Annotated in this window: 31 protein-coding genes; 4 read left to right on the top strand and 27 right to left on the bottom strand. The window is 73.0% G+C overall.

What is annotated here, in order from left to right:
- Position 1: 1 nt before the first annotated feature.
- The 16 genes from ACW9J6_RS15575 to ACW9J6_RS15500 form a co-directional block, all read right to left on the bottom strand.
- Positions 2 to 994 (bottom strand): hypothetical protein, encoded by a 993-nt coding sequence (locus ACW9J6_RS15575; protein ID WP_457117393.1) that lies wholly within the window; start codon positions 992 to 994, stop codon positions 2 to 4.
- Positions 978 to 1,547 carry a gene transfer agent family protein gene (locus ACW9J6_RS15570; RefSeq protein ID WP_457117392.1) on the bottom strand — a complete coding sequence of 190 codons (570 nt, stop codon included), beginning with the start codon at positions 1,545 to 1,547 and terminating at the stop codon, positions 978 to 980. The genes ACW9J6_RS15575 and ACW9J6_RS15570 overlap by 17 nt, the downstream gene beginning before the upstream one ends.
- 8 nt (positions 1,548 to 1,555) lie before the next feature.
- A complete protein-coding gene (locus ACW9J6_RS15565) occupies positions 1,556 to 2,002 on the bottom strand; it encodes a phage tail tube protein (RefSeq protein ID WP_457117391.1) in 447 nt (148 codons plus the stop codon).
- A gap of 23 nt (positions 2,003 to 2,025) precedes the next feature.
- Entirely contained in the window at positions 2,026 to 2,439 is a 414-nt protein-coding gene (locus ACW9J6_RS15560) for a DUF3168 domain-containing protein (RefSeq protein WP_457117390.1), read from the bottom strand.
- A gap of 1 nt (position 2,440) precedes the next feature.
- Positions 2,441 to 2,740 (bottom strand): hypothetical protein, encoded by a 300-nt coding sequence (locus ACW9J6_RS15555; protein ID WP_457117389.1) that lies wholly within the window; start codon positions 2,738 to 2,740, stop codon positions 2,441 to 2,443.
- Between the two features lie 247 nt (positions 2,741 to 2,987).
- Entirely contained in the window at positions 2,988 to 3,308 is a 321-nt protein-coding gene (locus ACW9J6_RS15550) for a hypothetical protein (RefSeq protein ID WP_457117388.1), read from the bottom strand.
- Positions 3,308 to 3,661: a DUF4054 domain-containing protein gene (locus ACW9J6_RS15545; protein WP_457117387.1), complete on the bottom strand. Its 354-nt coding sequence runs from the start codon at positions 3,659 to 3,661 to the stop codon at positions 3,308 to 3,310. Before ACW9J6_RS15545 ends, ACW9J6_RS15550 begins: the two co-directional genes overlap by 1 nt.
- Position 3,662: 1 nt before the next feature.
- Positions 3,663 to 3,914 (bottom strand): hypothetical protein, encoded by a 252-nt coding sequence (locus ACW9J6_RS15540; protein ID WP_457117386.1) that lies wholly within the window; start codon positions 3,912 to 3,914, stop codon positions 3,663 to 3,665.
- A 4-nt stretch (positions 3,915 to 3,918) separates the two neighbouring features.
- Positions 3,919 to 4,866 carry a DUF2184 domain-containing protein gene (locus ACW9J6_RS15535; protein WP_457117385.1) on the bottom strand — a complete coding sequence of 316 codons (948 nt, stop codon included), beginning with the start codon at positions 4,864 to 4,866 and terminating at the stop codon, positions 3,919 to 3,921.
- 11 nt (positions 4,867 to 4,877) lie between these two features.
- Positions 4,878 to 5,315: a structural cement protein Gp24 gene (locus ACW9J6_RS15530; protein ID WP_457117384.1), complete on the bottom strand. Its 438-nt coding sequence runs from the start codon at positions 5,313 to 5,315 to the stop codon at positions 4,878 to 4,880.
- Complete coding sequence (locus tag ACW9J6_RS15525; protein ID WP_457117383.1) at positions 5,315 to 6,247, bottom strand: DUF2213 domain-containing protein; 933 nt, start codon at positions 6,245 to 6,247, stop codon at positions 5,315 to 5,317. The genes ACW9J6_RS15530 and ACW9J6_RS15525 overlap by 1 nt, the downstream gene beginning before the upstream one ends.
- A gap of 271 nt (positions 6,248 to 6,518) precedes the next feature.
- Complete coding sequence (locus tag ACW9J6_RS15520) at positions 6,519 to 7,778, bottom strand: DUF1073 domain-containing protein (protein ID WP_457117382.1); 1,260 nt, start codon at positions 7,776 to 7,778, stop codon at positions 6,519 to 6,521.
- Positions 7,778 to 9,199: a phage terminase large subunit gene (gene terL, locus ACW9J6_RS15515; RefSeq protein ID WP_457117381.1), complete on the bottom strand. Its 1,422-nt coding sequence runs from the start codon at positions 9,197 to 9,199 to the stop codon at positions 7,778 to 7,780. The genes ACW9J6_RS15520 and terL overlap by 1 nt, the downstream gene beginning before the upstream one ends.
- Positions 9,171 to 9,722 (bottom strand): helix-turn-helix domain-containing protein, encoded by a 552-nt coding sequence (locus ACW9J6_RS15510; RefSeq protein ID WP_457117380.1) that lies wholly within the window; start codon positions 9,720 to 9,722, stop codon positions 9,171 to 9,173. Before ACW9J6_RS15510 ends, terL begins: the two co-directional genes overlap by 29 nt.
- Before the next feature lie 219 nt (positions 9,723 to 9,941).
- Complete coding sequence (locus ACW9J6_RS15505) at positions 9,942 to 10,685, bottom strand: MOSC domain-containing protein (RefSeq protein WP_457117379.1); 744 nt, start codon at positions 10,683 to 10,685, stop codon at positions 9,942 to 9,944.
- Complete coding sequence (locus tag ACW9J6_RS15500) at positions 10,634 to 11,368, bottom strand: glutamine amidotransferase (protein WP_457117378.1); 735 nt, start codon at positions 11,366 to 11,368, stop codon at positions 10,634 to 10,636. The genes ACW9J6_RS15505 and ACW9J6_RS15500 overlap by 52 nt, the downstream gene beginning before the upstream one ends.
- 94 nt (positions 11,369 to 11,462) lie before the next feature.
- Here ACW9J6_RS15500 and ACW9J6_RS15495 point away from each other — a divergent pair, with 94 nt between their 5' ends.
- The gene (locus ACW9J6_RS15495; RefSeq protein ID WP_457117377.1) at positions 11,463 to 11,996 is read left to right on the top strand and encodes a helix-turn-helix domain-containing protein; all 534 of its coding nucleotides are present in this window, start codon (positions 11,463 to 11,465) and stop codon (positions 11,994 to 11,996) included.
- Positions 11,997 to 12,027: 31 nt separating this feature from the next.
- Here ACW9J6_RS15495 and nusG read toward each other — a convergent pair whose 3' ends face one another.
- Entirely contained in the window at positions 12,028 to 12,681 is a 654-nt protein-coding gene (gene nusG / locus ACW9J6_RS15490) for a transcription termination/antitermination protein NusG (protein ID WP_457117376.1), read from the bottom strand.
- A 22-nt stretch (positions 12,682 to 12,703) separates the two neighbouring features.
- The gene (locus ACW9J6_RS15485; RefSeq protein ID WP_457117375.1) at positions 12,704 to 12,847 is read right to left on the bottom strand and encodes a hypothetical protein; all 144 of its coding nucleotides are present in this window, start codon (positions 12,845 to 12,847) and stop codon (positions 12,704 to 12,706) included.
- Between the two features lie 246 nt (positions 12,848 to 13,093).
- Here ACW9J6_RS15485 and ACW9J6_RS15480 point away from each other — a divergent pair, with 246 nt between their 5' ends.
- On the top strand, positions 13,094 to 13,777 hold the full coding sequence (locus ACW9J6_RS15480) for a S24 family peptidase (RefSeq protein ID WP_457117374.1): 684 nt from the start codon (positions 13,094 to 13,096) through the stop codon (positions 13,775 to 13,777).
- Positions 13,778 to 13,783: 6 nt separating this feature from the next.
- On the opposite strand, the gene ACW9J6_RS15475 is transcribed toward ACW9J6_RS15480, so the two are convergent.
- Together ACW9J6_RS15475 and ACW9J6_RS15470 are read right to left on the bottom strand one after the other, a co-directional pair.
- A complete protein-coding gene (locus ACW9J6_RS15475) occupies positions 13,784 to 14,218 on the bottom strand; it encodes a winged helix-turn-helix domain-containing protein (protein ID WP_457117373.1) in 435 nt (144 codons plus the stop codon).
- A gap of 232 nt (positions 14,219 to 14,450) precedes the next feature.
- Positions 14,451 to 15,530: a replication protein RepA gene (locus tag ACW9J6_RS15470; RefSeq protein WP_457117372.1), complete on the bottom strand. Its 1,080-nt coding sequence runs from the start codon at positions 15,528 to 15,530 to the stop codon at positions 14,451 to 14,453.
- Positions 15,531 to 16,359: 829 nt separating this feature from the next.
- On the opposite strand from ACW9J6_RS15470, the gene mazG reads away from it, so the two are divergent.
- A complete protein-coding gene (mazG, locus tag ACW9J6_RS15465) occupies positions 16,360 to 17,208 on the top strand; it encodes a nucleoside triphosphate pyrophosphohydrolase (protein ID WP_457117371.1) in 849 nt (282 codons plus the stop codon).
- Between the two features lie 87 nt (positions 17,209 to 17,295).
- Positions 17,296 to 18,288, top strand: a complete 993-nt coding sequence (locus ACW9J6_RS15460) for a catalase family peroxidase (protein WP_457117370.1) — start codon at positions 17,296 to 17,298, stop codon at positions 18,286 to 18,288.
- A 199-nt stretch (positions 18,289 to 18,487) separates the two neighbouring features.
- On the opposite strand, the gene ACW9J6_RS15455 is transcribed toward ACW9J6_RS15460, so the two are convergent.
- From ACW9J6_RS15455 to ntrX, 7 genes are all read right to left on the bottom strand, one after another.
- Positions 18,488 to 19,591 carry a glycosyltransferase family 61 protein gene (locus ACW9J6_RS15455; RefSeq protein ID WP_457117369.1) on the bottom strand — a complete coding sequence of 368 codons (1,104 nt, stop codon included), beginning with the start codon at positions 19,589 to 19,591 and terminating at the stop codon, positions 18,488 to 18,490.
- A gap of 107 nt (positions 19,592 to 19,698) precedes the next feature.
- On the bottom strand, positions 19,699 to 20,739 hold the full coding sequence (locus ACW9J6_RS15450) for a hypothetical protein (RefSeq protein ID WP_457117368.1): 1,041 nt from the start codon (positions 20,737 to 20,739) through the stop codon (positions 19,699 to 19,701).
- Positions 20,740 to 20,916: 177 nt separating this feature from the next.
- Positions 20,917 to 22,356: a GTPase HflX gene (hflX, locus tag ACW9J6_RS15445; RefSeq protein ID WP_457117367.1), complete on the bottom strand. Its 1,440-nt coding sequence runs from the start codon at positions 22,354 to 22,356 to the stop codon at positions 20,917 to 20,919.
- A gap of 144 nt (positions 22,357 to 22,500) precedes the next feature.
- Positions 22,501 to 22,755: an RNA chaperone Hfq gene (hfq, locus tag ACW9J6_RS15440; protein WP_203158300.1), complete on the bottom strand. Its 255-nt coding sequence runs from the start codon at positions 22,753 to 22,755 to the stop codon at positions 22,501 to 22,503.
- A 252-nt stretch (positions 22,756 to 23,007) separates the two neighbouring features.
- The gene (locus tag ACW9J6_RS15435) at positions 23,008 to 23,496 is read right to left on the bottom strand and encodes a PIN domain-containing protein (protein ID WP_457117366.1); all 489 of its coding nucleotides are present in this window, start codon (positions 23,494 to 23,496) and stop codon (positions 23,008 to 23,010) included.
- Positions 23,496 to 23,738, bottom strand: coding sequence for a type II toxin-antitoxin system Phd/YefM family antitoxin (locus ACW9J6_RS15430; protein ID WP_457117365.1), 243 nt, complete (start codon positions 23,736 to 23,738; stop codon positions 23,496 to 23,498). Before ACW9J6_RS15430 ends, ACW9J6_RS15435 begins: the two co-directional genes overlap by 1 nt.
- A gap of 148 nt (positions 23,739 to 23,886) precedes the next feature.
- Positions 23,887 to 25,257, bottom strand: coding sequence for a nitrogen assimilation response regulator NtrX (gene ntrX, locus ACW9J6_RS15425; RefSeq protein WP_457117364.1), 1,371 nt, complete (start codon positions 25,255 to 25,257; stop codon positions 23,887 to 23,889).
- Between the last annotated feature and the right edge of the window lie 12 nt (positions 25,258 to 25,269).

The following is a 25,269-nucleotide window of genomic DNA, read 5'->3' as shown; positions in this document are numbered from 1 at the left end:
GTCACGCCCCCTTCAGGCCGCGCTGAACCGCGCGGGCGAGGGCCGCCGTGACCTGCGCCTCGGCGCGGGCGAAGCTCGGGGCGTCTTGCGTCTGCACCACCACGCTCACCTGGACCGGCCGCGCGGCCGGAGCCGGGGCGGCACCCGCGGCCGGCAGGATGCGGCCGGGCTGGAGGGGCACGAAGGTTTCGCGGCCCCGCTCGCCGACCGTGTAGGCGACGCCCGGCGCCACCGGGCCGCCCGCGGCGCGGCCGGTCGGGTTGAGGTCGAGGCCGAGGCCCTTGGCGGCCTGCCCGAGGAGGTCGCCCGCCACCCCGTCCCGGCCGAACACCGCCTCCACGGAGCGGTCGATGCTGCGCCCCGCGAGCGAGGTGGCGAGGCGCGACAGCACGGTGCCGAGCCTCTCGCCGTTGAGGAGGGCGCCCTTGAGCGCGTCGGACAGGGAGGCGCCGAGGTCGCGGGCGGCCTGCTGGAAGGCGCGCTGCGCCCGCTCGGCGGTCTCGGCCTGCTCGGCGGCCGCGCCGTAGGCCGCCGCGACCGTCTCGACCTTTGCGGCGAGTTCGGGCGTGAGCGCGAGGTCCGCCTGCTTGGCCGCGTCGAGCAGGCGGAAGGCGGCCTCGGCCTTTGCGGCGGCCCCCGCGGATTGGTCGATCGTCTCGGCCTCGACCCGCAGGAGGCCGGCGCGCTTGGTCAGGCGCGCGACCTCGCTGCCGAAGGCGTCGTCGGAGACGGTGGAGGGCGAGGCCGAAGCCGGGCCGGCGGCACCGGGAGAGGCCGGGCCGGCCCCCGCCGCCCCCATCCGGGCGATCTCGGCGCGGACCCCCTCCCCGGCCTTGGCCATGGCGGCCTGCATGCGGGCGGCGCTCGCCGCGACGGTCTTCTCGGTCTCGCCGAGGGCGCGCTCGGCCAGCGGCGCGGCGCGGTCGAGGTCGCGCGCGTAGCCGTCGAGATCGACGTCGAGGGCGACGGTGAGACGGTCAAGCTCGGTCGGCATGCGCGGCGCCCTCCGGTTCGATCCAGGCCCAGAGGGCGTCCTCCTCCTGGGGCGTCGGCGCCTCGGCCCCGCCCCGCGCGCGGTTGAAGCCGTCGAGATAGGCGGCGAACTGCCAGAGGCTCATGCGGCGCAGGTCGGCGGCGGGCAGGCCCATGGCGGCGGCGGCCTCGTAGAAGGGCGCGAAGGCCATGCGGCCGTCCGGGCGGTCGGGCGCCGGGGATGCGCCGCGCCCGACCGCCTCGTCCGGCACCCCGTCGAGCCCCGCCCCGAGGGCGAGCGTGGCCGCCGCGATGACGGCGAGGCAGGGCAGCCCGTCGAGGCGCGCGGCGAGCGCGTGGGCCTCGGCGACGCCCGCGCCGCCGCCGATCAGGGCGGCGCGCAGCACGTGGGCGAGGTCCCGGAAGCGGTAGGCCCGCCCGTCGCGGATCCGTCCCAGGAGGTCGGCGGGGCCGAGCCCGGTCGCCTCCTGGAGCGCTTCGAGGTCGCCGAGGGCGAGGCGCAGGCGTCGGACCGCGCCCCCGAGCGCGAGGTCGACATGGCCGTCGCGGCTCACGGGCGGCCTCAGGACGCGGCGGTGAACGGCACCGGGCCGCTCGATTGCAGGGCGACCGTCACGGTGCAGCGCTCGCCGCGGATCGCCCCGATCTCGAAGCTCGTGAGGTGGAAACTCCCCTCCCAGCGCCCGGCCCCGCCGGACGCGGCGCCCGCGACGTCGACCCGGGCCCGCACGGGAGCGTCCGCCTCGAAGGCGGCGCGCCAGCGGCCGAGGCTCTGGCGGGCCATCACGCCCTTGCCGGCGATTGACACGGATTTGGAGACCACGTCGCGGGCCACGAAGGGCGCCGCATCCTCGTCGACGGCATCCGGGACGGCGACGCTGTTCGTCTCCTTGGTGAAGGTGACGGAGCGCTCCGTGAGCCCGACCGGGGCCTCGAAGCTCCCGGCCTGCGTCAGGCTCTCGAGCTTCACGGAGACGCCCGAGAAGGGCAGCGTGGCGGCTTCGGTCATGGGGGATTCTCCCGGTCTGGGGGTCAGGCGGCGGCGACGGCGGAGAAGCGCAGGACCGCGTGCCAGGAGGCGGGGCCCTGGGGTTCGGGCACGTAGAGGCTGCGCTCGTGGGCGATCCACAGCAGCGTGCCGCGGGACAGGACGAGGTCGGCCTCGTCGAGGGCCGCGACGGTGGCGGCCGCGAGGCGCTGGATGGCGGCGATGCCGCGCTCGCCGCGGGCGAAGGCGTGGAGGGTGATGCGGCCGGTGCAGCCGACCCATCCTTCCGCCTCGTAGGGGCTGGTCTCGACGGGATCGAGGCGCAGGAAGGGCCAGTCCTCGGCCGCCCGCACGTAGTCGCGCACGCGGCCGTGGACGAGAGCGTGGAGATCGGGATCGGCGGCGAGGCGGGCAAGGACCGCGTGGCCGAGGGGTTCGCCGAGATCGAGGCTCGCCATGTCAGGGCTCCGGGTCCGGGGTGCGGGATGGCCGCGCGAGGCCGGCGAGGACGGGAGCGACTACCGGCCGGGCCGGAGCGGCGGCGGTGCCGAGTTCCCGGGCGACGAGGTCTGGCGCCCGCAGGGTCACGGCGAGGCCGGAGGGCGTCGGGGTCTCGGTGGCCGCGACATCGTCGGGCAGGTCCGCGTGGATCGCCGCTGCGGCGGCGGCGAGGCGATCCTGCGCGCGGGCGCGGCCGGCACGCCGGAGGAGCGCGAGGCGGCTCCTCAGGTGAGGGAGCCGGCGGATACGGGTCGTCATGGAGGTCCGATCGCTGCGGAGGGTGCCTTGTCCGTTCCCCCTTCCGGGCCCGTTCGGGCCTGCACGAGAGCAGCGTCAGCGGAAGGAGATCCGGGATCCCGCGCAGAGACTGAGCCGCGCAGCGGCTCCGAATGCCAGCAACAGGGCAAGGAACGGACGCTTCGCGGAGTCTTGTGCTGGTTTCCGGATCTCCTTCCACTTCGATTCCGTCGTCCGGAAAAGGGGAGGATGGGGAGACGGCAGCCCCTTACTGCGCCGGCCTTGCCTGCAGGACGCAGTGGCTGCCGGCGGGGTCGCGGGCGACGGCGACGATCCGCCAGCGGCCGTCCGGCACGCTGACCTCGTCGTCGCAGGTCGGGGCCGGATCGAGGCCCGCGAGCAGCACCGTCAGGGTGAGGCGCCGGCCCGGCAGGCCGCCCTCCTCGCCCGCGTCGAGGCTCTCGGTGCGGCAGCGGATCGGGACATCCGCGAAGCCGCCCGCCGCGTCCGCCCGGTGCAGAATGCCGTCGCCGAACAGGGGGTCGGCCGCGACCCCGAGGAGGGCCGCGAGCGCGTCGAGGAGGTCCATCACACCACCGCGATGCCGGGCGAGAGGTGGCCGAGGAGGTCGCGCAGGCGCCGCCCGTACGAGGTCTCGCCGAGGCTGTCCGAGGGATCGGGGCCGTCGTCCCGGCGGCGGACCTCCAGGGTGCCGCTGCGCAGGAGAAGCGGGCGGCCCGCCCGCTGCCACGCCCCCTCCGCTCCGCCGAACCCGTCGAGGGTGAGGACGTGGGCGGCGTAGAGCAGGCGGGCGAGGTCGCCCCCCGTCCCAGCGTCGATGCGCGCCCGCGCCTCCGCCAGGGCGCCCGCCAGGGCCGCGTCCGGCACGGACGCGAAGGCCGGGAAGCGGGCCTTGAGGTCGGTGGGAGTCGGATCCGTCATCTCACGTCCCCCCGGGGCCGGCGCCGCGGAGCCGACGCGGGGGGCGCTCCGGGGCGGCGCTGCGCTCTCCCGCGGAGCCCGGCTCCGCCGCGATCTCGACCTCGCCCGCCCGCATCCAGGCCCGCAGCAGCGGGTCGTGGGGATCGAGGAGGTCGAGGTCGGCGCTCTCGCCGGGGCCGAGGCGGCGGGGCGCGGCCTCGCCGCGCACCCAGAACAGCCGCGCGCCGCGGGCGCGGTTCGTCACCTGCACCATCGCGTCAGATCCCGTCGAGATAGCGGAAGGCGCCCGGCCGGCGGATGTCGAGCCCGCCGAGGCGGAAGGCGCCCGGCACCTCGAAGCGCCAGGGGCCGCTCTGCCAAGCCGGGAAGAACCGGAAAGGCATCGGCAGCCAGAGCTTCAGCACCGAGGGGTCGCGGCGATAGGCGACCATGCGGGCGGTGCCGCCGGTGCCGGCACTCTCCAGGCCGCGCACGCCCAGGATCGTGAGGTCCTGGCCGGTCTCCAGCGTGTAGACGTTGTGGCGGCGGATCCAGTCGAGGATGGTGACGGGGGTGACCGCATCGATGCGGCGCAGACCCAGCGCCAGCATCTGCTCGTAGGGCAGCAGCACGGTGTCGGCGATCTCGACGGTCTGGGAGGCGGTGAAGAGGCCGACGAGCTGGCCGTTGACGTCCGCGAGGATCTGCTCGGCGCTCTTGTGGGCGAAGGCGGTGGCGCTGCCCTCGCCGGTGGCGGCGGCGGTGCCGGTGGTCACCGCCGGGTGGGTGAGGAGGCCGGAGAAGCCCTTCGCCGCGTCGCCGAAAAGCGCGATTCGGTCGATGAACTCCTCCGAGGCGAGCCGCGCGGCCTCGGCCTTCTCGGTGCCGAGATTCATGCCGATGAGCTGGGCCTTGCCCAGTTCCTCCAGGTCGTAGCCGTAGCCGATCCCCGCCATGGCGACCGTGGTCTCGGTCTGGCGGCGCAGCACCTCGGCCTTGGGCACGTCCGCGGCGGCGCCGTGCAGCCAGCCCGCCTGGCCGACCCGGTCGGAGGAGAAGTAGGTCACGGTCGGCACCCATTCGGGAGCGCCGGTATCGACCGGGATCAGCCGCAGGTAGCGGATCGCCGGGTACTGCACCCGGTAGACCTCGGGCTCGATATAGGCTTGCTGGCTCACCAGGAAGGCGAGGGCGCGGGGCGCGTCGGTGACGAGGGCGGCGGTCATGGAGAGACCCTTCAGTTGAGGCGCAGGCGCGCGATCCCGCCCGCCGGGGCGGAGGAATCGAACAGGGCGTTGGGGATCGGGACGTTGCCGCTGGCGGCGGCCGTGAAGGTCCCGGCCGGGGTGAGGTAGGCGGCATTGCCGGCCGCGACCGTCCCCGCGACGGCGACGAAGACCGTGCCCTTGATCATCACCGGAACGGTGTCGCCCTGGGCGAAGAGGTCGCCGCCGTTGCGGGGGCTGACGTTGCGGTCGGCGAGCGTCACGCCCCGGAAGGCGCCGCCCTGCGTGACGATCCCGTCGTCGCGGGTGCCCTGGAAGGCGGGCTTGCCGAAGCCGATGCCGCCCGCGGTCTCGACGATGCGGCTGACCGTGAGGCTCGGCTCCTCGAAGGCGACCATGCCCTCGTAGCCGGCGGCGGGAAGCGGGGAATAGGTGGTCTGGACGGGCATCAGCGGGCTCCTTGTCTCCAGGCGTGGCGGAGGGTCTCGACCATGGCGGCGTGGGAGGCCGCCGGGGTGAGGGCATCGGCGGGGCGGGCGAGCGCCGCGCGCAGAGGATCGGGTGAGGAATCGGGGCTCAGGGCGGTGAGCGCCCGGAAGGCGCCGGCGATCTCGGCCTCGTCCATGGCGGCGGCGGCCTCGCCCAGGCGGGCCGCGACGGCGGCGCGGCGGATCGCCGGAGCGTCGAGGCCGGCGGGGTCGAAGGCATCGCCCAGCAGGCGGCGGGCGGCCGCGAGGAGGCCGGCGCGGGCCTCCGCCAGGGCGTCGAGGGCACCGGGCGCCCGCAGGGCCGCGAGTTCGCGCTCCCGTTCCGCGAGGGCCCGGCGCAAAGCCGCCGCGTCGCCCAGCCGGCATTCCGGCCCGGCGCGGCCCCGCGCCACGATCGCGACGTGGTCGACGACGATCCCGGTCTGGCGGGCGTCGTAGGCTTCGCCGGCCGGGGTGGTGCCGGCTTTCCAGTCGAGGGCGCAGGTGTAGCCGACCGAGATCTCGCGGGTCCCGGCCTCGACGGCCGCGATGATCTCGGCATCGGCCAGCAGCAGCGGGATGCGCACGAAGTCGCCGTCGCGCAGCACCTCGCCGCCGACATGCCCCCGGGCGACCGCCCGCCAGGTCGCGGGCGTGACCGCCTCGGGCGGGTGGTCGAGGGTGACGGGCTTGTGGGCGAAGCTCGCGAGGGATTCGGCCCGGAAGATCTCCTCGGGGTCGCGGTAGACCCGCACGGGTCCGTGGCCGGGCCGCTCCAATTCGGCGCCCTCGTAGACCTGCACGTTGCCGGCCCGGGCGGCGCGGGCCTCGACGACCCGGGCGCCGCCCCGCAGGACGCGCGCGTCGGCGATCCCGGCCGGGGGGCCGAGGGTGACGGTGTCGAAGATCTGCATGGATGTGGTCTCGCTGGTGGATTCGGAGCAGAGCCCCGGCTGTACGTTCGTGGAGAACGCGCCATTCCTCATGCTGAGCTGCCCGCGAAGTAGGCCTCGAAGCACCGCAGAGCGTTGACCCAAGACAAAGTGATCTCGGACAGATCGTTCTGCTGTGCTTCGAGGCTCGCTCAAGCTCGCGCCTCAGCATGAGGAGCGGAGGTTATGGCCATCACCGGGGATTGATATTCAGATCGACTGAGCACAGGCCGGAGCAAACCCGACCGCCTCTCTACCGCGCGGCGCGGTACGCGGCCTCGATGCCCGGGAACAGGTCGGCATTGACGAGCCAGCCCTCGACGCCGGCGGCGAGCACGTCCCGGGGCGCCAGGGCCTCGCGGGCGAGCGTCGCGGCGGTCTCGGCGCGCAGGCGGCCGATCTCGGCCTTCTCGCGCTCGGAGTCCCGCAGGAGCGGGCGCCACGCGTACCAGACCTCCGGGGCGCTCCGTCCGAGCGCGTCGCGCAGCAGGAGCGCGTCGAGGCGCGCTAGCGCCGGCGTCAGTTCCACGGCCTGGCGGGCGGCGACGTGGTCGTAGTAGTTGCGCAGGTCGGAATCGCCCGTGGCGTCCAGCCCGGCGGGCGACTGGCCGAGCAGCCGGGTCACCGGGATGTCGGCGGCGCCGGCCGCGGTCTGGAGGAAGAGCCGGGCGACCTCGGGCAGTCCCGCGAAGGAGAGCTGCTTCTGCTGGTAGCGCTCGCCCTCGGGCGAGCGGCCGTCGCCCTCCAGGAGCAGCAGGCCGAACATCGACTTCATGGCGGCGGCGTAGCCGAAGCGCTCGGTGAGGCGGCGGGTGCCCTCCTCGCTGGCGAGCGCCTGGGACAGGCCCGGCACCGAGATCACGTCCTGCTTGGCCTCGGGCAGCATGGCGGCGATGTGGGCGGCGGCCGCGGTGGCTTGGTCGACCGCGTCGAGGAGGGCCTGCAACACGCTGTCGCCGAAGGCCTCTCCGGTGTCGACCGGCAGGGCGGCGCCGATCAGCCGGACGATCCGCGAGGGATGCACGACCTGCCCGCCGGGCAGGGTGTAGGCGGCCGGCTCGCCGAACCAGGGCGAGAGCGGGTCGGTCGAGACCGCCCCCGCCTGCAGGGCGTCGCGAGAGAGGACGTGGAGGTAGCGCAGGCCTCCGCGCCCCACCGTCTCGGGGTGCAGCGGCCGGGACGGGTCCTGGGCGCCGTCGCCGATCAGGAGCGCGGCGCCGCCGTGCAGCCGGGCGAGGCGCAGGGCCTTGAGTAGGCACTCGCGCAGGCGCAGCCGGGTCTCGGCGGCCTCGAGGGCAGCGACCTCCGCGGGGGCGGCCTGCCAGGCCCGCCACTCGCGCAGCATGTCGAAGGGCACGATGTCGACGATCTTGCGGGCAAGCCAGTTGTCCCGGTAGGCGGCGTCGAGGTCCTGGCGCGACCGCGGCACGTGGACGTGGCGGTGGCCCGCGCCCTTGTCGCGGGGGCCGCCGAGGCCGGTGACGAGGTGGGCGAGGCGATCGGCGAGCCACATCAGAGCACCTCCAGCATGCCGTAGGGGCGGCCCGGCCCGTTCAGGGTCAGGAAGGCCCGCGAGAGGGCGTCGACCTGGTCGAGATGGGCGCCGTTGGGGAAGGACGCGACCTCGTCGAGGAAGGCCGCGTTCCAGGCCCCGTCGAGGAGGTGGAGGTTGCCGGCCTCGGCCTGGGCCGAGACCGGGGTGGCGCGGGTGAGCTTGTCGCCGCTCTCGGGGGTGGCGCGGGCGTCGAAGCCGGCGAGCCCGCGGATGAGGTCCTGGGCCTGGGCCTTGCCGGCCTGACCGGGATCCTGCGGCAGGGCGATGCGGCAGGCGGGCCCGTCCTCGGCCGCAGTGGCGCGGATCAGGCGCACGACCCCACCCGGGGTGAGTTGCGCGCGGCGGACATCCGTCACGATGAAGGTGCCGTCCGGCGCCCGCGCGAGCTTGACCCCGGCTGTGTAGGCGGGGCTGCGGCCGGGCCGCGGCAGGCTCGCGGCGAGGTCCCAAGCCCGCACCAGCCGGCAGCCGGCGGGGAGCGCCCGCACGGGGGTGAACCAGTGGCGCCGGAACAGGCCGCCCTCGCGGGGGGCGGGGCGCTGCTGGAACTGGCCGGCGCTGGCATAGGCGCCCATCACGGCCTTGTCGCGCTCCACCACCGCCCGGGGGAAGCGGGCCGGGAACAGGAGGTCCCCCTCCTCCCGGCGCGGGTCGCGAAAGCCGATCCGGGTGGCGCAGGCCCGCTCCGCCTCGAACTCCATCGGCAGCATCAGGTGCTCGTAGCCGAGGTCCCGGGACAGGATCAGGCCGGAGAGGTCGCGTTCGTGCAGGCGCTGCATGATCACCACGATGGCGGAGCGGGCGGGGTCGTTGAGGCGGGTCGGCACGGCTTCGAGGAACCAGCGCCCGACCGTCTCCCGGACGCGCTCGGAATTGGCGTCCTCGGCCGAGAGGGGATCGTCCAGGACGACGCGGTCGCCGCGGGCACCCGTGATGGCGCCGGCCGCCAGCGCCTCGCGCAGGCCCCCCGCCTCGGTCTCGAAGCGCTCCTTGCGGTTCTGGTCGCGGCGCAGGCGGACGCGGTCCCCCCAGAGGGCGCGGTACCAGGGCGAGGTCACGAGGCGGCGGGTGCGCAGGTTGTCCCGGACGGCGAGCGCCCGGCGGTGCGAGACCGCGAGCGTGCGCAGGGACGGCCGGTTCGCCGGTCCCCATTCCCAGGCCGGCCAGAACACGCCGACGCAGAGACTCTTCGACAGGCCGGGCGGTACGTTGATGAGGAGCCGGGTGATCTCGCCGCGGCTCACCGCCTCCAGATGCGCGCAGATCGCCTCGATCGGCCAGCCGTGGCAGTAGGGGGTGCCGGGTTCGACGGTCGCCCAGGCCCGGCGCAGGAAGCCGATCAGGCTCTCCTCAGCCTCGATCCGGTCGAGGCTCCGCAACAGGGCCGGCGGGTCGGCCAGCAGCGATCTCGGCGATGCGCCGGAGTTCGGCGCGGTCCCCGGGCGCGAGGCACGCGAGGGCGGCGTCGAGGTCGTGTCGCGGCGCGTCGTCACCCGGCTGGTCCTTCAGGCCCCAGGCCTGGCGTTCGAGGGCGATCCACAGGCGGGCCGCCTGGGCGAGGTCGCGGAGCGCCGCGCTGCGCTTGGCCAGCGCCGCGGCGCGCTCGGGTCCCGGCTCGTCCGCGAGGGCGTCGAGTTGCGCACAAGCCGCCTGCACCTCCTCCAGGAGGCGCAGCGTCAGCACCTGGCCCTGCTGGATGACGACCCGGTGGGCGGCCAGCACGCGGTCCTGGTCGGGCCGCGCCGCAGTGACGCGCGGCAGGCTCCGCAGCCAGGTCTCCCGGCGCACGCGCCTCAGGATGGTGCTGTGCGCGACGCCGAAGCGCTGCGCCAGGGCGTGGGCGGATTCGCCCGCGCACCACGCGGCCCTGATCGCCGCCCAGTCGAAGGATCTCGATGTCATGCGCGTCGCGTTCCCGGCGGGGTTCGTCCGGAAGGCACGAGCCCCCCGGCGCCTCGGTGATGCCGTGGGCCGGGTCCAGGGACACATCCCCGGCGCGCGTGACCGCGTCCCGGGGCAGTCGAGCGGCCACTGTCCTCGAGGGCAGGCCGCAGACCTGGATAACCTGCACCCTTGGTAGCCGATCCCGTTTTGTTCGTCAAATGTTCTTTTCGGTTGCCGTTACGGATTCCCGTCGAGGCGGGCCGTCCAGTCCTCCACCCGGCCGTGCTCCAGCCGCCGCGCCGCGAGGCTGCGCCAGGAGGGCGCGAGCAGGGTGAGACCGGCGATCTCGGCGAGGGCCGTCCGGTCCAGGCGGTCGACGTAGAGCGCGCGCAGGAGCCGCGTCAGCGGCCAGTCCGGCAGCGGGCGCTCCACCAAGGCCAGGGTGTCGCCCGGTCCAACCCGGCCGGGCGCGACGACGCGGTAGTACCAGCCCGTCCGGCCGCTCGCCTGGACCCGGCGCGCCATGCCGGGCACGGCGAAGCGGTGATCGAGCTTCCAGCAGGGCTGACGGGCCTGTGAGACCTGGAGCAGCGCCGTGCCTGCCCGCCAGAGGTCGCCGAGGCAGACCGTCGCCTCGGTGAGGCCGTGGGTCGCGAGATTCTCCCCGAAGGCGCCCGGCGCCTCCAGGACCGGCGGCGGGCCCGGGAGTTCGCGGCGCCACGTGGCGTAATGATGGTCGCCCGGATAGTGGTGCACGGCCTTCTCGGGGCCGCCATGATGGCGGCGGTCGCCCTGTTCGTCCCCGTCGAGGCCGAGGGGACCGACCGCCACCGGGTGCGTGACCGGCTGCTTGGCGATTCCGCTCGGGACGCCCGCCGGGCCGAGGGGAGCGCAGCGCCCGACCAGGACGGCGTCGAGGGGGATCGCCGTCACGGCTCCTCCTCCGGATGACCGTCCGTCCCGGCGAGGCCGCTGAGCCATTCCGCAAGGCAGCGCCGGCCCGCCTCCCCGGCGGCCGGGCCGAAGCGGCGCGCTTCTTCGCGCAGGGTCGCGACCGAGAGGCCCGGCGTCGCGGCGATCTCGGCGGCGTGGCCGATCAGCCAGCGCTCGAAGTCCTGCCCGTCCGCCTCCGGGTGGAACTGGAGCCCGAGGGCGTGGCGGCCGATCGCGAAGGCCTGGTTCGGGCAGAGCGCCGTCGCGGCGAGCCGCATGCCTTCCGGAGGGATCGCGAAGACGTCGCCGTGCCAGTGCAGGACCGGGACACCGTCGAGATGCCTCAGGGGACCGGTCCGGCCCTCCGGGGTGAGGGTGACGGGCGCCCAGCCGATCTCCCGGGCCGGGCCGGGCGCCACGCGGGCTCCGAGCGCCGCGGCCATGATCTGGGCGCCCAGACAGATGCCCAGCACCGGCAGGCCGGCCGCGAGCCGCTGGCCCACCCCCGCATGCGTCGCCGCCAGGAACGGGTAGGCCTCGGTGTCGCAGGCCCCGATCGGTCCCCCGAGCACGATCAGCAGATCGGCGGTGCGGGCCTCCTCGGCCGGGAACGGGGCGAGGCCGGCCTCGTGCAAGGACATGGCGTAGCCGGCCCCGGCCAGGGGATCCGCGAAGGCCCCGAGATCCTCGAACGCCACGTGACGGACCACCAGTGCGGTGCGTGCGGCCATGCCGGCTTCCTCTCGGCCCTTGGCAATCTGGACAACATGTTGTCCAGATTGCCTAGCAGTTGCCTGACCGCCGGGCAAGCGGCAGGGTTGGGCGATGTCGGTTCTGGCGCAGCGCATCCGCGCCCTACGCCGCCGCCGGGGCCTGACCGTGGAGGCACTGGCGGCGGCGGTGGGGGTGCACAAGGGACACCTGTCGCGGATCGAGCGCGGCCAGAAGGCGCCCTCCTTGGCGACCCTGGAGGCGCTCGCCGGGGTGCTCGGTGCGCCGATGGCGGAGCTGTTCGGGGAAACAGCGGGCGAGGGTGACGTCGTGGTGGTGCGCCGGGCCGACCGCGCCGAGGTGCGGGACGGCGCCTACGCGGTCCAGGCGCTGCTGCCGGCCGCGCCCGGACGGGCCGCGTCCCTCTACGTCGTGGAGCCCGGGGAGGCCTTCCTGACCCGGGACCTGCCGAGCCATGGCGGCCAGGAGCTTCTCTACGTGCTGGAGGGCGAGATCGACCTCGCGGTGGCGGACCGCCTTCTCGTCCTCGGGCCGGGCGACTGCGCGGCCTACGATGCGGGCTTGCCGCACCGCCTGCGCCGCCGTGGCGCGGCTCCTGCCCGCGCGCTCGTGATCGTCGCTGGCTGAGACCGGCGGGCATTTCCGATGACCGCCGGTCTCAGCCCGGCTCGACCTGATCCGCCCCGAGGACGACCGGCGTGACACGGCCGAAGAGCGAGACCGCGACCCGGTAGCGGCGGCGCGCCGGGTCGACCGCCTCGATGGTGCCGGTCAGCGGCGCGAGCGGTCCCTCCGTCACGCGCACGGCGGCGCCGAGCGCGAGGAGCAGGTCCTCTACCACGGTGTCCTCTCCGTCCCGGCCGTATCCGCCCAGCGCGTCCGCGAAGACCTGCAGGGCGCTCGCCGGCACCGTGACGGGCCGGCCGTCCCGGTGGAGCAGGCCCGCGAAGCCCGGATGCGCCTCCGCGCGGGCGAGATCCGCATCGTCCCGCAGCCCCAGGAAGACGAGGTGGCGCAGGAGCGGAACCGACACGCGGTGCCGGCGCCCGGTTCGCTCGACGCGCTCCACCTCCTCGCGGGGCTCGAAGCTCGCGAGACCCGCCTCGGCGAGGTCGCGGGCGAAGCGCGCGGACCAGCGCGGATGGGTGCGCGCAACGAGCCAGACCCGGGCGGGATCGATCAGCACGCGCGGGGGACGCACCCGACGACGCCGGCGGCGGATCGCCTCCGGCCGCGCCTCGGATGGCCGTGCGTGGGCGAGTGCGGCCCGGCGGCGGCGGGCGATGCGGCGCTTCTTCGTCGCGCCGCTCATACCCACCTCCGGCGATCACCCGTCAGGGCGTCTCCGCGTCGTCCCGCGTCCCGTCGGTCGGGGTCCGGTCGAGGTCCCGCAGCGCCTGGTCGATCCGGCGGCGCACCATCAGGAACAGCAGCACGCCCGCGGCGAGGGTCCAGAGCACGATCAGGGCGGCCTTCATGCGGGCTCCCTACCCGGACGCCCCGCGCGAGGGAAGCCCGTCCCGGTGCGGCGGGGGCGGGAGGCTGCGCGCGCAGGCGGGCGCGCGACGCGGATCGGCGCCGGGTCATGAGGCATCTCCTGCCGTTGGGGAAGAGCGGGCGGCGGGCGCGCGAAGGCGGGCCGCTTGCCTGGAGAATGGCTACATGATGTAATGACGGCGATCAACACGTGAAGTGGCGATTTCCCACTCAAGGGTGTGGACAGCATGAATGAGAGCCGGATCCGGATCGACCAGGGGGAGCGCCTGCGCCTCGCGCGGCTGGCGGCGGGCTACCGCTCGGCCCGCGACGCCGCGCTGCGCAACGGCTGGCCGGAGAGCAGCTACCGGGCGCACGAGGCGGGCACGCGCACGATCGGGCAGGACGACGCGGAGCGCTACGCGGCGCGGTTCCGCCGCGACGGGGTGGAGGTGACCGCCCAGGGCCTGCTGTTCGGGAACGACGAGGCCCCCGAGGCGCGGGGCGATGGGGCGCAGCTGGTGGGGGTGCGCGGCGTGATCAGCGCGGGCGGGACGATCGCCACCGGGGACGAGCAGCCGGACCCCAGCGGCAACCTGTTCGAGGTCACCGTGCCCTTCCCGGTCCCGGCCGGGACGATCGCCTTCCGGGTGGCCGGGAGTTCGATGCACCCGAAATACGAGCCCGACGACATCGTGCTGTGCGCGCAGGGCGGCGAGGCACCGGAGCGGCTGGTCGGCTGCTACGCGGCCGTCGCCACCCAGGACGGCAACCGCTTCCTGAAGAAGATCCTGCGCGGCTCGCGGCGGGGCAGCTTCCACCTGGAGAGCCACAACGCGCCCCTGATGCCCGACCGGCGCTTGGTCTGGGCCTCGGGGATCATCAGCACGGTCCACGCGCAGCATTGGCGGCGCTTCGGGCTCGCGCGCTGAGGCGCCTCACCCGGCCGCGTCGAGCGCGTAGACTCCGTCGCCGAGGCGGCGCAGGGCCGTCTTGCCCTGAGCGCGCTTCCACAGGCGGGTGTTGAGGGCCGCCACGGGATCGTGGCCCGGCAGGGCGAGGCCCCGCGCCGCCAGCGCCTCCCAGATCTCGGCCGCGTGCATCGGCCGCCCGGCCTCGGCGAGCACCGCGAAGGCCGCCTCGATGATCCGGCGGCCCTCCGGCCGGCCGACGGCGGGCGGAGCTGACGGCGGGCTCGGCGTGGCCTGAACCGCCGGAGGGGAAGCGGGCGCCGGGGCGGCCACCGGATCCCCCGTCAGGCGGCGGCCGAGTTCCAGGTAGAGTTCGAGCTCGGCGATGGCGCGGTCGAGGGCGGCGCGCTGCCCCCGCAGCTCCTCCAGGCGCGCCCGCGCCTCCGATTCCGACAGGATCATGGTCTTGCCTGGGAATATTCCTATTCGCCGCGTCGATGCCGACAAAGAATATTACATTTTCCACGGCATCCCGCAAGGCGGAATTATTCCGTAAACGCCCCCTCCTCCGCGAGAAACGGGAACCGCAACGCCGGAGATGTCTGAGGCGGGGGAAGGGCGCCCGCCCCTCTCGGCGGGTCGGACGTCCCGCTGCGCCTGTTCCGCAGGCCACCCTCCGCCGCCGAGGGGGGTTTCAGCCGGCGGCGGCCTTCTTCCGGGCGGGCTTGGGGGGCACCAGCAGCGCGCCGGGATCGGCCGGTTGGAGTTGCATCCCAGCCTCGTCGAGGCTGATCGGCAGCTTCGGGAAGACCTCGCAGAGATGCGCCACGTCGGCCCGGAAGGCCTGGCGGAAGCTGCGCAGGGCGCCGTTCTCGCCCCCGAACTGCTTGTGGAGGCTGTCCCAGGACAGGCGCAGCGGCCGCTGCAGGGCGCGCAGGCGGTAGCCGACCCAGAACAGCAGGTCGAGCTTGCGCGCCGAGCCCGCGAAGGCCCGGGCGGCCCGGATGTCGACGGGCAGCGCGTGCTTGACGAGGTTCTCGTAGAAATCCTGGTGGAACTGCACGGTCTTCGACCAGGCTACGCCCTGCCCCTCCGGCCGCCAGAGGTCGAGCTTGCGGAAGGGCGGCATGGTCAGGGTCGAGGAGCGCGACTGCCCGTCCCAGAGGCCGATCTGCAGGGTGCAGGCGGCGAGGCGATTGAGCTGCTCCTTGAACTGCCGGATGGTCCCGCGCTCACCGCCGGTCACCGCGAAGCCCATCTCGCGCATGAAGCCCGAGAGGCTGTCGGCCACCTCGATGGTGGGGCTGCGCTGCCGCACCGCCTCGGTGCAGAGGTGGAGGAGGACGAGGCGCGCCTTGGGGCCGTAGGGCAGGCCCTGCAGCTCCATCTGGCCGCTCACCGGGTTCTTGATGCGGCCGGCCAGGATGCTCAGCGTGTTGCGCCCGTACTCGCGGAAGAACTCCCGGGTCTCGCCCGGGTCGCGGTAGGGCAGGCCGCAGAGCGCCAGCACCGAGTGGATGTGCTGGATGTTCTCCGGCCCGACCGGCTCGGTCTCGATCACCAGCCGCACCGCGTCGCGGCGGCGCTGGTCGCGGCCCATGCCGGCCCGGGCCTCGGCGGCGCGATCCGCCTCCGCACGCTCCGCGTCGCGCTGGGCCTGGCGGTGCGCGATCGTCTCGGCGATCACCGCGAACAGGAAGCCGCCGCGGGCCGCCTCGAGCTCCGCCTTGAGGTCGGCGTCGCGGATGGACGCGATCTTGGCCTCGACGCTCATGATCCCCACACCCGCCGGCGGCGCCGCCCGCACCGCATCGGCCAAACGCCTGATTGCCGGTTCGGCTGCCGCGGAGTCTCGGGGGAGGCCGGGGTTATCCCAAGATTCGGGCGAGTCGTCCCCAGATCCCTGCAGGCCCGCGTCCTCGGCCCCGGATCGGTGCGCCCTTCCGAATGCCCCGATGACCTGGCCGGACGGGGCCGATCGTCGGTGGACAGGCTGGGGAGGAGTCTGGGGACGATCCGTCGTCGACCCGGTGGACTGGCGGAGGATCGCCGGTGGGCTCCGGCCCGCCCGGTGCGCAGAGTCTCATACGCCCGGATCCGGAGGTTTCGCGCCCGCGCAGAGTTCGATACGCCCCCGGGTCCCGAAACCGGCCGGATTCCGAGGCGCTTGGCACCGGCCCCCCGCCGAATCCCATGCGCGGTCGCGCAGAATCCCATGCGCGATGAGGCCCGATCCGCGCAGAGTCCGATACGCATCCGCGCAGACTTCCATGCGGGAACGCGCAGAATGCGATGCGCGATACCGGGTCAAACCATTGCCGTAAAATGGAAATTCGCCTCTCCATATAATTCACAGAACTGACTCTCTGAAACCGTGAGTCCGATAGGACTTCGTATAGGACCGATGACTTGTTCGATTTGAAGAACGAAGGCATGCAAAGGATGCAAGCCGACCGGACCGGCGGGAGCGGGAGCGGCGGTCTCAGAATAAAAGGAATATTCCACTCCGAGGAGATCCTGGCGCGCCTTCCGCCCCGCGGCGTGGGCGCCTATGAGCCGGGGGAACCCGCGCCGTTGCGGCGCGCCAGCCCGCGAGCCCCGGCATGACCACGACTCCGATCGAGCGACTCCTTGCGATCATGGCGCGCCTGCGCGATCCGGAGACCGGCTGCCCGTGGGACCTGGCGCAGACCTTCGCGTCGATCGTCCCTCACACGATCGAGGAGGCCTACGAGGTGGCCGATGCCGTGGAGCGGGGCGACAGCGAGGATCTGCGCGACGAACTCGGCGACCTCCTGTTCCAGGTCGTGTTCCAGTCCCGGCTCGCCGAGGAGGAGGGGGCCTTCGCGTTCGACGATGTGGCGACCGCCATCGCCGACAAGATGGTGAGACGCCATCCCCACATCTTTGGCGAAGCCCGCGACCTCGACCCGGCGGCAGTGGGAGCGCAGTGGGAGCGCATCAAGGCGCAGGAGCGCGCCCGCAAGAACGAGACCCCGCAGGGGACGCTCGATGGGGTGCCTCTGGCGCTGCCCGCCCTGACCCGGGCCGAGAAGATCTCCCGCAAGGCCGCCGCGGTCGGGTTCGATTGGCCCGACGCCGCGCAGGTCCTGGCGAAGATCCGCGAGGAGACCGACGAGGTGGCCGAGGCTCTGGGGCAGGGGCACCCAGAGGCGCTCGCGGAGGAGATCGGCGACCTGCTCTTCGCGGTGGCCAACCTCGCCCGGCACGCCCAGGTCGATCCCGAGGAGGCGTTGCGGCGGGCGAACGCGAAGTTCCAGCGCCGCTTCGAGGCCATGGAGGCCTGCCTCCTGACCGGAGGCCGATCTCTCCCGAAGGCCGGGCTCGCCGCCATGGAGGAGGCGTGGGCGGCGGTGAAGCAAGCGGAGCGGACCCCTCCCCTCCCCGGATCCTCCCCGGCCGGGAACCGACCCGACCGCGCGAAAGATTGAGCACAATCGGTCTTGCGCAGCGGCATCGGACCGGGCCATGGTCGCCCCGGTCGCAAGCTGGAACGGCCGCAACCGAAGGTGATGGACATGGCGTACGACAAGATCGGGCGCGCGCTCGCCACCGGCCTCGGGCTGATGCTCGGCACCGTGCAACTCGCCCGCGCGGAAGACGCGCCGGTTCCCGAGCAGCTCATCGACGTGATGAACGGTCTGTTCGGCAAGCACGCGGGCTACCGCGCCAACCACGCCAAGGGCGTCGTGGTGCAGGGCTCCTTCACGCCGAGCCGGGACGCCGCCACCCTGAGCAAGGCCTCGGTCTTCGCCGGCCCGGCCGTGCCCGTGACGGCGCGCTTCTCGGACGCGACGGGCGTGCCGACCATCCCGGACGGGGACGCGGACGCCAAGCCCCACGGCCTGGCGCTGAAATTCGCCCTCGCCGAGGGCGGCGACATGGACGTGGTGGTGAACTCGCTGAAGTTCTTCCCCGTGGCGACGCCCGAGGAGTTCCTGGCGCTGCTCAAGGCCGCCCAGGCGAGCGGCAAGGACGCGCCCCACCCGACCCCGATCGAGACCTTCGTGGCGACGCATCCGGCGGCGGGCCAGGCGGGCGCGGTGATCGGAACCCCGACGAGCCTCGCCCGGCAGGTCTATAACGGGGTCAACGCCTTCGTGTTCGTGGATGCGGCCGGCAAGCGCACGCCCTTCCGGTACCGCTTCGTCCCGGTCGAGGGCACCGAGTACCTGGACGAAGCGGAGGCGGCCAAGCGCGACCCGAACTTCCTGATGAGCGAGATCCCGGCGCGCCTCGTCAAGGAGCCGGTGCGGTTCCGGGTGCTGGCCCAGCTCGCGAATCCCGGCGATTCCACCAAGGACGCCTCGCAGCCCTGGCCAGAGGACCGGCGCCTCGTCGAGATGGGGACCCTGACCCTGACCAAGGCGGTGCCCAACAGCGACGAGGCCCAGAAGGCGCTGCTGTTCATGCCGAACGCGCTGCCGGACGGGATCGAGGTCTCGGACGACCCGCTGATCGACGCCCGCGTGCAGTCCTACGCGATCTCGTTCAGCCGCCGCTCGCAATAGGCGGAGACCGCGCCCGACGGGCGAAGCCGATCCGCGCAGATGGGGTGCGATACGCCATCCGCTTGATCGCAGCGGGTGGCCGATCAGCCGGCCCGAGCGGGACGCGTGCCTCCGCACGCGTGAGCGCAGGCGACATCCGCATCATGACGCGATCGACCGGATGTCGGACGAGATGCCCTCCGCCCCCCTTGGGCGCGAGTCAACCGGAGGTCTCCCCCGGGACCTCGGCGAGGAGGAGCGCCAGCAGGGAGGCGAGCTTCGCGGGGTCGACGCGCCGACTCGACGCGTCCCACAGGCCGGCAGGATTCTCGAAGAGCGGGACGTGCACGGCACGCAGGCCGCGCAGGCGCTCGATCGCCGCCTGGGTCGGGACCGGCCGGGTGTCGAGGTGGAGGCAGCGGGTGCCGGGCCGCGCGAAGGCCGCCAGATGGGCGTGCGACCCGTCGCTCGACGCGAGGTACTCCGCCTCCCGCATCGCCCGCACGACGGCCCGCGGCGTCATCTCCTCGGGATGCAGGATCGTGAAGCCCTGCGCGCGGAAGACCTCCTCGATCTCGGCCTCGTTGTCGATGCGGACGTTCAGGGTCCAGCGGGCGCGGGAGAGGAAGACCCGCCGGCACGATGGCGCCCGGCGCGGCCGCAGGCGGGCGAAGCGTCCCTCCTCCTCCAGCCGGTCGCCGATGTGGTCGAGCACCCGGGCCATCAGGGGGTGGACGTATTCGTGGTAGATGGACAACGTCTCGGGGTAGTAGAGCAGATCGACCGAGATCGCCTGCGTCGCCAGGACGAGGTTGTCCTCATCGACCCCGAGGGCGGCGAGACTGCGCACCAGGAAGGGGTGGTGCCGGAAGGCCCACATCTCGAACCCGTCGCAGGGATGGAACACCACCGGAAGGCGCGCATCCCGAGGCGCGGCCGGCCCGCCGAGATCGACCTGGACCCAGAGACGCGCGGCCGTCTCGAACAGGAAATGCCCGAGGACCAGGAACAGAATGCCGCCGTAGATCGCGCGCGGCAGATGGAGCGCGCCCTCCCGTGCCCCCGCCTCCAGGATCTCGGCATCCGCCGGCTGCGGGGCCGCGGGGTCGCGGCGCTGCGACGAGGGCACGAGGCGCAGGTCGCCGTCGTAGACGGCGCCCGTGAACCGCGTGGGCTCCGGGAAGGTGGCCGGCGTGATCAGGGCCCGCTGGATCGGCCGCAGCGTCACCGGCCGCTCCTCGACGTAGCCGAAGGAGGCTGCGAGCGATGCGGTGAAGCGCGCCGTGCTTCCCAGGAGGGCCTGCGCCTCCTCGCCGTTCAGCATGTCCGCGCCGCCCTCTCCCGCCGCCTCCAGGCTCGCGGGCTTGTGGCAAACTTCCCGGCCGGGGCCAAGCGGCCGGACCGACGTCGGGCCGGGTCGGAGCCTCGCCCCTACTTCCAGAACTTCTCGACGAGGGAGCGGATGCGGTCGCTGAGGTCGAGATCCATCTCGACGAGCGGGATCACGGCCTTGAGGGATCGCAGCTGCGCGGCGAGATCCCGGACGGAAGCCGGGACGACCGGGCGCGGCGCCGATTGCGGCGGCAGCCCGAGGGCCTGCAGCACCGAGGCGGTGAATTCCTCCGGGTAGTCGTCGTGCCCGACGATGTCGAACCGCGACAGGTTCTGGATCGCGGTCGACCAATGACCGGGATGCAGCCATTCGCGGTCGTCCCGGGCGCCGAGATACCGGGTCATCGGATTCGAGAGGAACTTGGTGGTGCTCGGGTCGAGCGCCTTGAACGCCTTCCTGAGCAGCGGCGGCTTGTCGAGTTCGAGCGAGGAGGCGAAGTAGCAGGGATCGAGCAGTTCCTCGATCTGCCAGTGATTCGTGGTGCTGAGCGCGAGCTCGGACGCTTTCCTCAACCACAAAATTCGGCTCGCCAACTCGATATACGGATCATGTGCGAGAAATATCTTGAGAAAATTTTGCTCGACGAAGTAGGATTCAAAGGCAGGATAACAGATTGCGCCGCAGCACAGCTGAGAGGTGAGGGACGGATTGCCGATGAGGCAGTTCAGAACGGACTGACTCAGGTTCCTGAGAGTCAGATGCGAGATCTGGAAGTGAGGAAACAACAGGTCGCGCAGGGGGTTCGACTGCGCCAGGGTGTGATCGAGGAAGAAGAGACGGCGCTGGGTGGCACCGAGGAGGCGGCTCTTGCGATAGAGCAGGATGTTCGTCTCGTAGTCGCGGATCTCGAGGGTGCCGGCCTGCGCCATGCCCGCATAGGCGGCCTCGGTGATGGCGAAGCCGCACAGGCCAGTGGAATGCCAGCCCCAGTTCTTGACGTTGACGTCATGGACGTCGGCGGTGACCACCGCCGTGGTCTCGTCGAGGGTGAGCTTGATCCGTGGCACGACGCGCTGGTCGTCGGGGGCGATCCAGAGCGAGATGTGCGAGTCGTCGTGGACGTGCAATCCGAACAGCATGGGTCCTGTCCCGCGGAAGACCGGCCGCCGGCGCGGCCTGCCCGAGCGATCGGTTGCCCGCCGGGACGCCAGCCCGGCGGGGAGGAGAGGGCGGGATAGCGCAGAGGGGCGGCGCCTTCCAGGAGTCGCGGCGCACGCGGACGCGACGCGGCAGGGCGGACCGCGCCCGGTCCCATCTCAGGCCGGCGCCGCCTCGCCGGCGGCGCGCAGGCGGCGCGCGGTGCCGAAGCGGTGGAGGAAGCGCAACTCCTTCTCGGGGGCGAGGCGCACCACCAGGTGGAGCCGCCCGCCCGCATCCTCCCGGCGGTCGAGCACCTCGGCATTCTCGTAGAGCCAGTGCAGCGCCGCGCCCTCGGCGGGGTCGAGGACGAGGGCGAAGCTCGCGCGGCTCTCGGCGATGCGGGCCTCGACGCGGGCGAGGAGCGCGTCCGTCCCCTCCCCGGTCAGCGCCGAGATCAGGACCGGCCGCGTGCCGGTCTGCCGGCTGAGGTTGAGCAGGCGCTCGCGCTCGTCGGGGGCGAGCAGGTCGGCCTTGTTCCAGACCTCGATGATCCGGCCGGCCTCCGGGGCGATGCCGAGTTCGGCGAGCACCGCCTGCACGTCCTCCCCTTGGGCCGAGGCGTCCTCGTGGGCCATGTCGCGAACGTGGAGCAGGATGTCGGCCTCGATCACGTCCTCCAGGGTCGCCCGGAAGGCGGCGATCAGCATGGTCGGCAGGTCCGAGATGAAGCCGACCGTGTCGGAGAGGATCGCGGTCTCGCCGTGTGGCAGCTTGATCGCCCGGGCGGTGGGGTCGAGGGTTGCGAACAGCATGTCCTCGGCCCGCACCTCGGCCCGGGTCAGCCGGTTGAACAGGGTCGACTTGCCCGCATTCGTGTAGCCGACCAGCGCCACGACCGGATAGGGCACCCGGCGCCGGCTCTGCCGGTGGAGGCCGCGGGTGCGGGTGACGGTCTCGAGCTCGCGCTCGATGCGGGTCATGCGCTCCTGGATCAGGCGGCGGTCGGCCTCGATCTGGGTCTCGCCGGGACCGCCCAGGAAGCCGAAGCCGCCGCGCTGGCGCTCCAGGTGGGTCCAGGACCGGACGAGGCGACTTCGCTGATAGGCGAGATGCGCGTGCTCGACCTGCAGCGTGCCCTCGCGGGTCGAGGCGCGCCGGCCGAAGATCTCCAGGATCAGCCCGGTCCGGTCGATGACCTTGACGCCCCAGGCCTTCTCCAGGTTGCGCTGCTGCACCGGCGAGAGCGCGCAATCCATCACCACGAGGCGGACCTCCTCGGCGGCGATGCGCCCGGCGATCTCCTCGACGCGGCCCTTGCCCAGATAGGTCGAGGGCCGGATCGCCTGGACGGGAAGGAGCAGCCGGTCGGCCACCGCGAGATCGATGGCCGCCGCGAGACCCACCGCCTCGTCGAGCCGCGCCTCGGGCGGTCGCCCCACCGCGCGGGCATCCCCGCGGCGGGCCGGATAGGGACCGATCACCAGGGTGCGGGTCGCGGCCGCGATCTCACCCTCGGGCTCGGCCCGCTGCCGCAGCCGGACTTCGCCGGGAGTTTCGCGAAGGGTCTCGCGCGGGGCGTCGGCGCCCAGCGCCTCGCCCCGATTCCGTGATTCCATGAAGTACCGATCTCAACCAGGGGCCCGCCGCAGGCCGGCGGCCCTGTCCGCTGCCCGGCGATCGGTGACAGATTGGATGAGGAGCGGCCGCGATCAAGCCGTTGGCGGCGGGATTCGCCCGCCGGCCTCCCGCGCGGCCGTGCCTCAGGGCTTCTCGGCGCCCTCCTCGCCCTGCTCGAAGAGCTGCACCGGATGGCCGGGCATGATCGTCGAGATCGCGTGCTTGTACACGAGCTGCGAGTGTCCGTCCCGGCGCAGCAGCACGCAGAAATTGTCGAACCAGGTCACGACGCCCTGCAGCTTGACCCCGTTCACCAGGAAGATCGTGAGGGGGATCTTGTTCTTGCGGACGTGGTTGAGAAACGTGTCCTGCAGATTCTGAGCGCGCTCGCCCGCCATTTTTCTTGTCCTTGTGAACCCGCTGCCGGCTCCGGTGGACGGGTCGCTTCGTTGCTTGTTGGGGACCGCGCCGCGCGGTCCCGGACCTGGCGCCCATTACACGGCGAAGCTCGCTCCGGCGCAAGGGGCAACCGGCCGCGACGGAACGGTCCTGCGGAACCGGCCGAGGCAGCCAAGGTCCTCATAGCAAGGTCCCGGCGGGATCGCATTCGCAAATGCGGGCGCGGAACGACTCTGTCCGCGTCGTTCCGCTCAGCGCCCGGACGGTGCGCCGCCCGAGCCGAGCGTTCCGGGGATCGGCGGCAGCCCGTCCCGGTCGGGATCGATGCACGCGACGCCGAGTGGAATGAAGTCCTTGGTGTTGCGCGTCATCAGCCGAAGGCCATGCACCTCGGCGGTCGCCGCGATCGCCGCGTCCGCGAAGCCCGGCGAAGCTCCCGACATCTTCGCATGCGCGGACAGCTTGCCCGCCAGACGGGCGGTCTCGCGATCCAGGGGGAGGACGCGGTTGCCGTACAGGTGTTCCGCCGTCTCCAACCATGCGCGGAGCCGGATCGCCTTCTGACGGTGGCCCCTGAGATCCGCTTCCTCGGCCCCGGCCGCGATCTCGGCCACCGACACGACCGAGAGCCAGAGGTGATCCGTGGCGGCCTCCAGCCCATCACGGAGTTCGGCGAAGGTGTGCGCCCGGTCCTTCGTGGGCGCCGCCTCCGACAGGATGGTCGTGTCGAGCACGTCCATCAGAGGTCGATGTCGCGCAGCGAGGTCCCGTCACGGGCCGGCAGGTCGCCGTCGCGCAGGCCCGATGCGCCGAGAAGCTTCCCGAAACTCGGCACCGTCGAGAGCCGTTGCCATTCGGCGAAACCGATGACGACCGCCGCCGGTCGCCCGTGGCGCGTGATGACGCTCGGCTCGCCGCGCACGGCATCGTCGACGACGGCCGAGAGGGTTGCCTTGGCATCCCGCAGCTGGATCTCCCGCATGGGCCTCTTCCTGCGACGACTGTCGTCATAAACAGGCATCGCGAGCATCCGGGTCAACGCATGCGAGAGGGGCGGCCTCCATGGACCGCCCCCCGTTCGTCCACCATGCCCTGAATCCATGGCGCCGCGGCTCCCGCGCCCGCCCCGGTCAGGCGCCGATGCCGAGCGACTTCAATTTCCGGTGCAGGGCCGAGCGCTCCATGCCGATGAACTCGGCGGTGCGGGAGATGTTGCCGGAGAAGCGGGCGATCTGGGCGATCAGGTACTCGCGCTCGAAGATCTCGCGGGCCTCGCGCAGCGCGAGGCTCATCAGCTTCTCGCCGCCGGCCCCGCTCGGGGTGGTGGGGACGAGGGCGCCGACCTCGCTCGGCAGCATCTCGGTGGTGACCTCGGTCTCGGGATCCCCCTGCGTGAGGATCATCAGCCGCTCGACGTTGTTGCGCAGCTGGCGGACGTTGCCAGGCCAGTCGTGCGACTGCAGCACCGCCATGGCGTCGGCGGCGATCCGGCGCTGGGGCAGACCGGTCGCCAGGGAGATCTGCTCCATGAAGAAACCGATCAGTTCCGGCACGTCCTCGCGCCGCTCGGCGAGCGGCGGCACCCGGATCGGCACCACGCTGAGGCGGTGGAACAGGTCCTCGCGGAAGCGCCCGCCGGCGATCTCCTCGGCGAGGTCGCGCGAGGAGGAGGAGATGATGCGCACGTCCACGTGGACCCGCGTGGTGCCGCCGACCCGCTGGAAGTTCTGGTCGACGAGGACGCGCAGGATGCGGTTCTGGGTCTCGCGGGGCATGTCCGCGACCTCGTCGATGTAGAGAGTGCCGCCATGGGCCTCCTCCAGCGCCCCGACCCGGCGCGGGCGCCCGTCCGCGGCCTCGACCCCGAACAGCTCCGCCTCCATGGTCTCGGGCGTGATCGTCGCCGCGTTGATCACCACGAAGGGGCCGCTCGCCCGGCCGGAGGCGGCGTGGAGCGTGCGGGCCGAGAGTTCCTTGCCCGAGCCCGGCGCTCCCGAGATCATCACCCGGGCGTTGGTGGGCGCGACCCGCTCGATGGTCTGGCGGAGCTGGTTGACGGCGACCGAGCCGCCGACGATGCGGCTCGCCTGCCCTGAGCGGGCCTTGAGGTCGCGCACCTCGCGCTTGAGCCGCGAGGCTTCGAGGGCGCGCTCGGCCACCAGGATCAGCCGGTCCGCCTTGAAGGGCTTCTCGATGAAGTCGTAGGCGCCCGCCTTGATGGCCGAGACCGCGGTCTCGATGTTGCCGTGGCCCGAGATCATGACGACGGGCAGGTCCGGCGCCTGGGCCATGATCACGTCGAGGAGTTGGAGCCCGTCGAGGCGCGAACCCTGGAGCCAGATGTCCAGGAAGACGAGGTGGGGCCGCCGCTGCTCGATCGCCGCCAGCGCCTCGTCGGAGGACCCGGCCGTGCGGGTGCGGTGGCCCTCGTCGTCGAGGATGCCCGCCACGAGGTCGCGGATATCGGCCTCGTCATCGACGATCAGGATGTCGGTGCTCATCGGTCACGGCCT

The organism is Methylobacterium sp. JK268, from assembly GCF_054052225.1.
Note: the sequence above shows the minus strand (reverse complement) of the source record. Positions and strands in the feature narration are given on the sequence as shown.

Bases quoted from the DNA above. Each gene is read 5' to 3' on its own strand.
- ntrX (WP_457117364.1), bottom strand. From the start codon at position 25,257: ATGAGCACCGACATCCTGATCGTCGATGACGAGGCCGATATCCGCGAC.
- ACW9J6_RS15575 (WP_457117393.1), bottom strand. From the start codon at position 994: ATGCCGACCGAGCTTGACCGTCTCACCGTCGCCCTCGACGTCGATCTC.
- mazG (WP_457117371.1), top strand. From the start codon at position 16,360: ATGACCACGACTCCGATCGAGCGACTCCTTGCGATCATGGCGCGCCTG.
- ACW9J6_RS15510 (WP_457117380.1), bottom strand. From the start codon at position 9,722: ATGACATCGAGATCCTTCGACTGGGCGGCGATCAGGGCCGCGTGGTGC.
- ACW9J6_RS15430 (WP_457117365.1), bottom strand. From the start codon at position 23,738: ATGCGGGAGATCCAGCTGCGGGATGCCAAGGCAACCCTCTCGGCCGTC.
- hfq (WP_203158300.1), bottom strand. From the start codon at position 22,755: ATGGCGGGCGAGCGCGCTCAGAATCTGCAGGACACGTTTCTCAACCAC.
- hflX (WP_457117367.1), bottom strand. From the start codon at position 22,356: ATGGAATCACGGAATCGGGGCGAGGCGCTGGGCGCCGACGCCCCGCGC.
- ACW9J6_RS15565 (WP_457117391.1), bottom strand. From the start codon at position 2,002: ATGACCGAAGCCGCCACGCTGCCCTTCTCGGGCGTCTCCGTGAAGCTC.
- ACW9J6_RS15480 (WP_457117374.1), top strand. From the start codon at position 13,094: ATGAATGAGAGCCGGATCCGGATCGACCAGGGGGAGCGCCTGCGCCTC.
- ACW9J6_RS15460 (WP_457117370.1), top strand. From the start codon at position 17,296: ATGGCGTACGACAAGATCGGGCGCGCGCTCGCCACCGGCCTCGGGCTG.
- ACW9J6_RS15530 (WP_457117384.1), bottom strand. From the start codon at position 5,315: ATGCCCGTCCAGACCACCTATTCCCCGCTTCCCGCCGCCGGCTACGAG.
- ACW9J6_RS15435 (WP_457117366.1), bottom strand. From the start codon at position 23,496: ATGGACGTGCTCGACACGACCATCCTGTCGGAGGCGGCGCCCACGAAG.
- ACW9J6_RS15555 (WP_457117389.1), bottom strand. From the start codon at position 2,740: ATGACGACCCGTATCCGCCGGCTCCCTCACCTGAGGAGCCGCCTCGCG.
- ACW9J6_RS15485 (WP_457117375.1), bottom strand. From the start codon at position 12,847: ATGAAGGCCGCCCTGATCGTGCTCTGGACCCTCGCCGCGGGCGTGCTG.
- ACW9J6_RS15475 (WP_457117373.1), bottom strand. From the start codon at position 14,218: ATGATCCTGTCGGAATCGGAGGCGCGGGCGCGCCTGGAGGAGCTGCGG.
- ACW9J6_RS15550 (WP_457117388.1), bottom strand. From the start codon at position 3,308: ATGGACCTCCTCGACGCGCTCGCGGCCCTCCTCGGGGTCGCGGCCGAC.
- ACW9J6_RS15540 (WP_457117386.1), bottom strand. From the start codon at position 3,914: ATGGTGCAGGTGACGAACCGCGCCCGCGGCGCGCGGCTGTTCTGGGTG.
- ACW9J6_RS15525 (WP_457117383.1), bottom strand. From the start codon at position 6,247: ATGCAGATCTTCGACACCGTCACCCTCGGCCCCCCGGCCGGGATCGCC.
- ACW9J6_RS15495 (WP_457117377.1), top strand. From the start codon at position 11,463: ATGTCGGTTCTGGCGCAGCGCATCCGCGCCCTACGCCGCCGCCGGGGC.
- ACW9J6_RS15545 (WP_457117387.1), bottom strand. From the start codon at position 3,661: ATGACGGATCCGACTCCCACCGACCTCAAGGCCCGCTTCCCGGCCTTC.
- ACW9J6_RS15455 (WP_457117369.1), bottom strand. From the start codon at position 19,591: ATGCTGAACGGCGAGGAGGCGCAGGCCCTCCTGGGAAGCACGGCGCGC.
- ACW9J6_RS15560 (WP_457117390.1), bottom strand. From the start codon at position 2,439: ATGGCGAGCCTCGATCTCGGCGAACCCCTCGGCCACGCGGTCCTTGCC.
- ACW9J6_RS15450 (WP_457117368.1), bottom strand. From the start codon at position 20,739: ATGCTGTTCGGATTGCACGTCCACGACGACTCGCACATCTCGCTCTGG.
- ACW9J6_RS15505 (WP_457117379.1), bottom strand. From the start codon at position 10,685: ATGGCTCAGCGGCCTCGCCGGGACGGACGGTCATCCGGAGGAGGAGCC.
- ACW9J6_RS15520 (WP_457117382.1), bottom strand. From the start codon at position 7,778: ATGTGGCTCGCCGATCGCCTCGCCCACCTCGTCACCGGCCTCGGCGGC.
- ACW9J6_RS15500 (WP_457117378.1), bottom strand. From the start codon at position 11,368: ATGGCCGCACGCACCGCACTGGTGGTCCGTCACGTGGCGTTCGAGGAT.
- ACW9J6_RS15535 (WP_457117385.1), bottom strand. From the start codon at position 4,866: ATGACCGCCGCCCTCGTCACCGACGCGCCCCGCGCCCTCGCCTTCCTG.
- nusG (WP_457117376.1), bottom strand. From the start codon at position 12,681: ATGAGCGGCGCGACGAAGAAGCGCCGCATCGCCCGCCGCCGCCGGGCC.
- ACW9J6_RS15470 (WP_457117372.1), bottom strand. From the start codon at position 15,530: ATGAGCGTCGAGGCCAAGATCGCGTCCATCCGCGACGCCGACCTCAAG.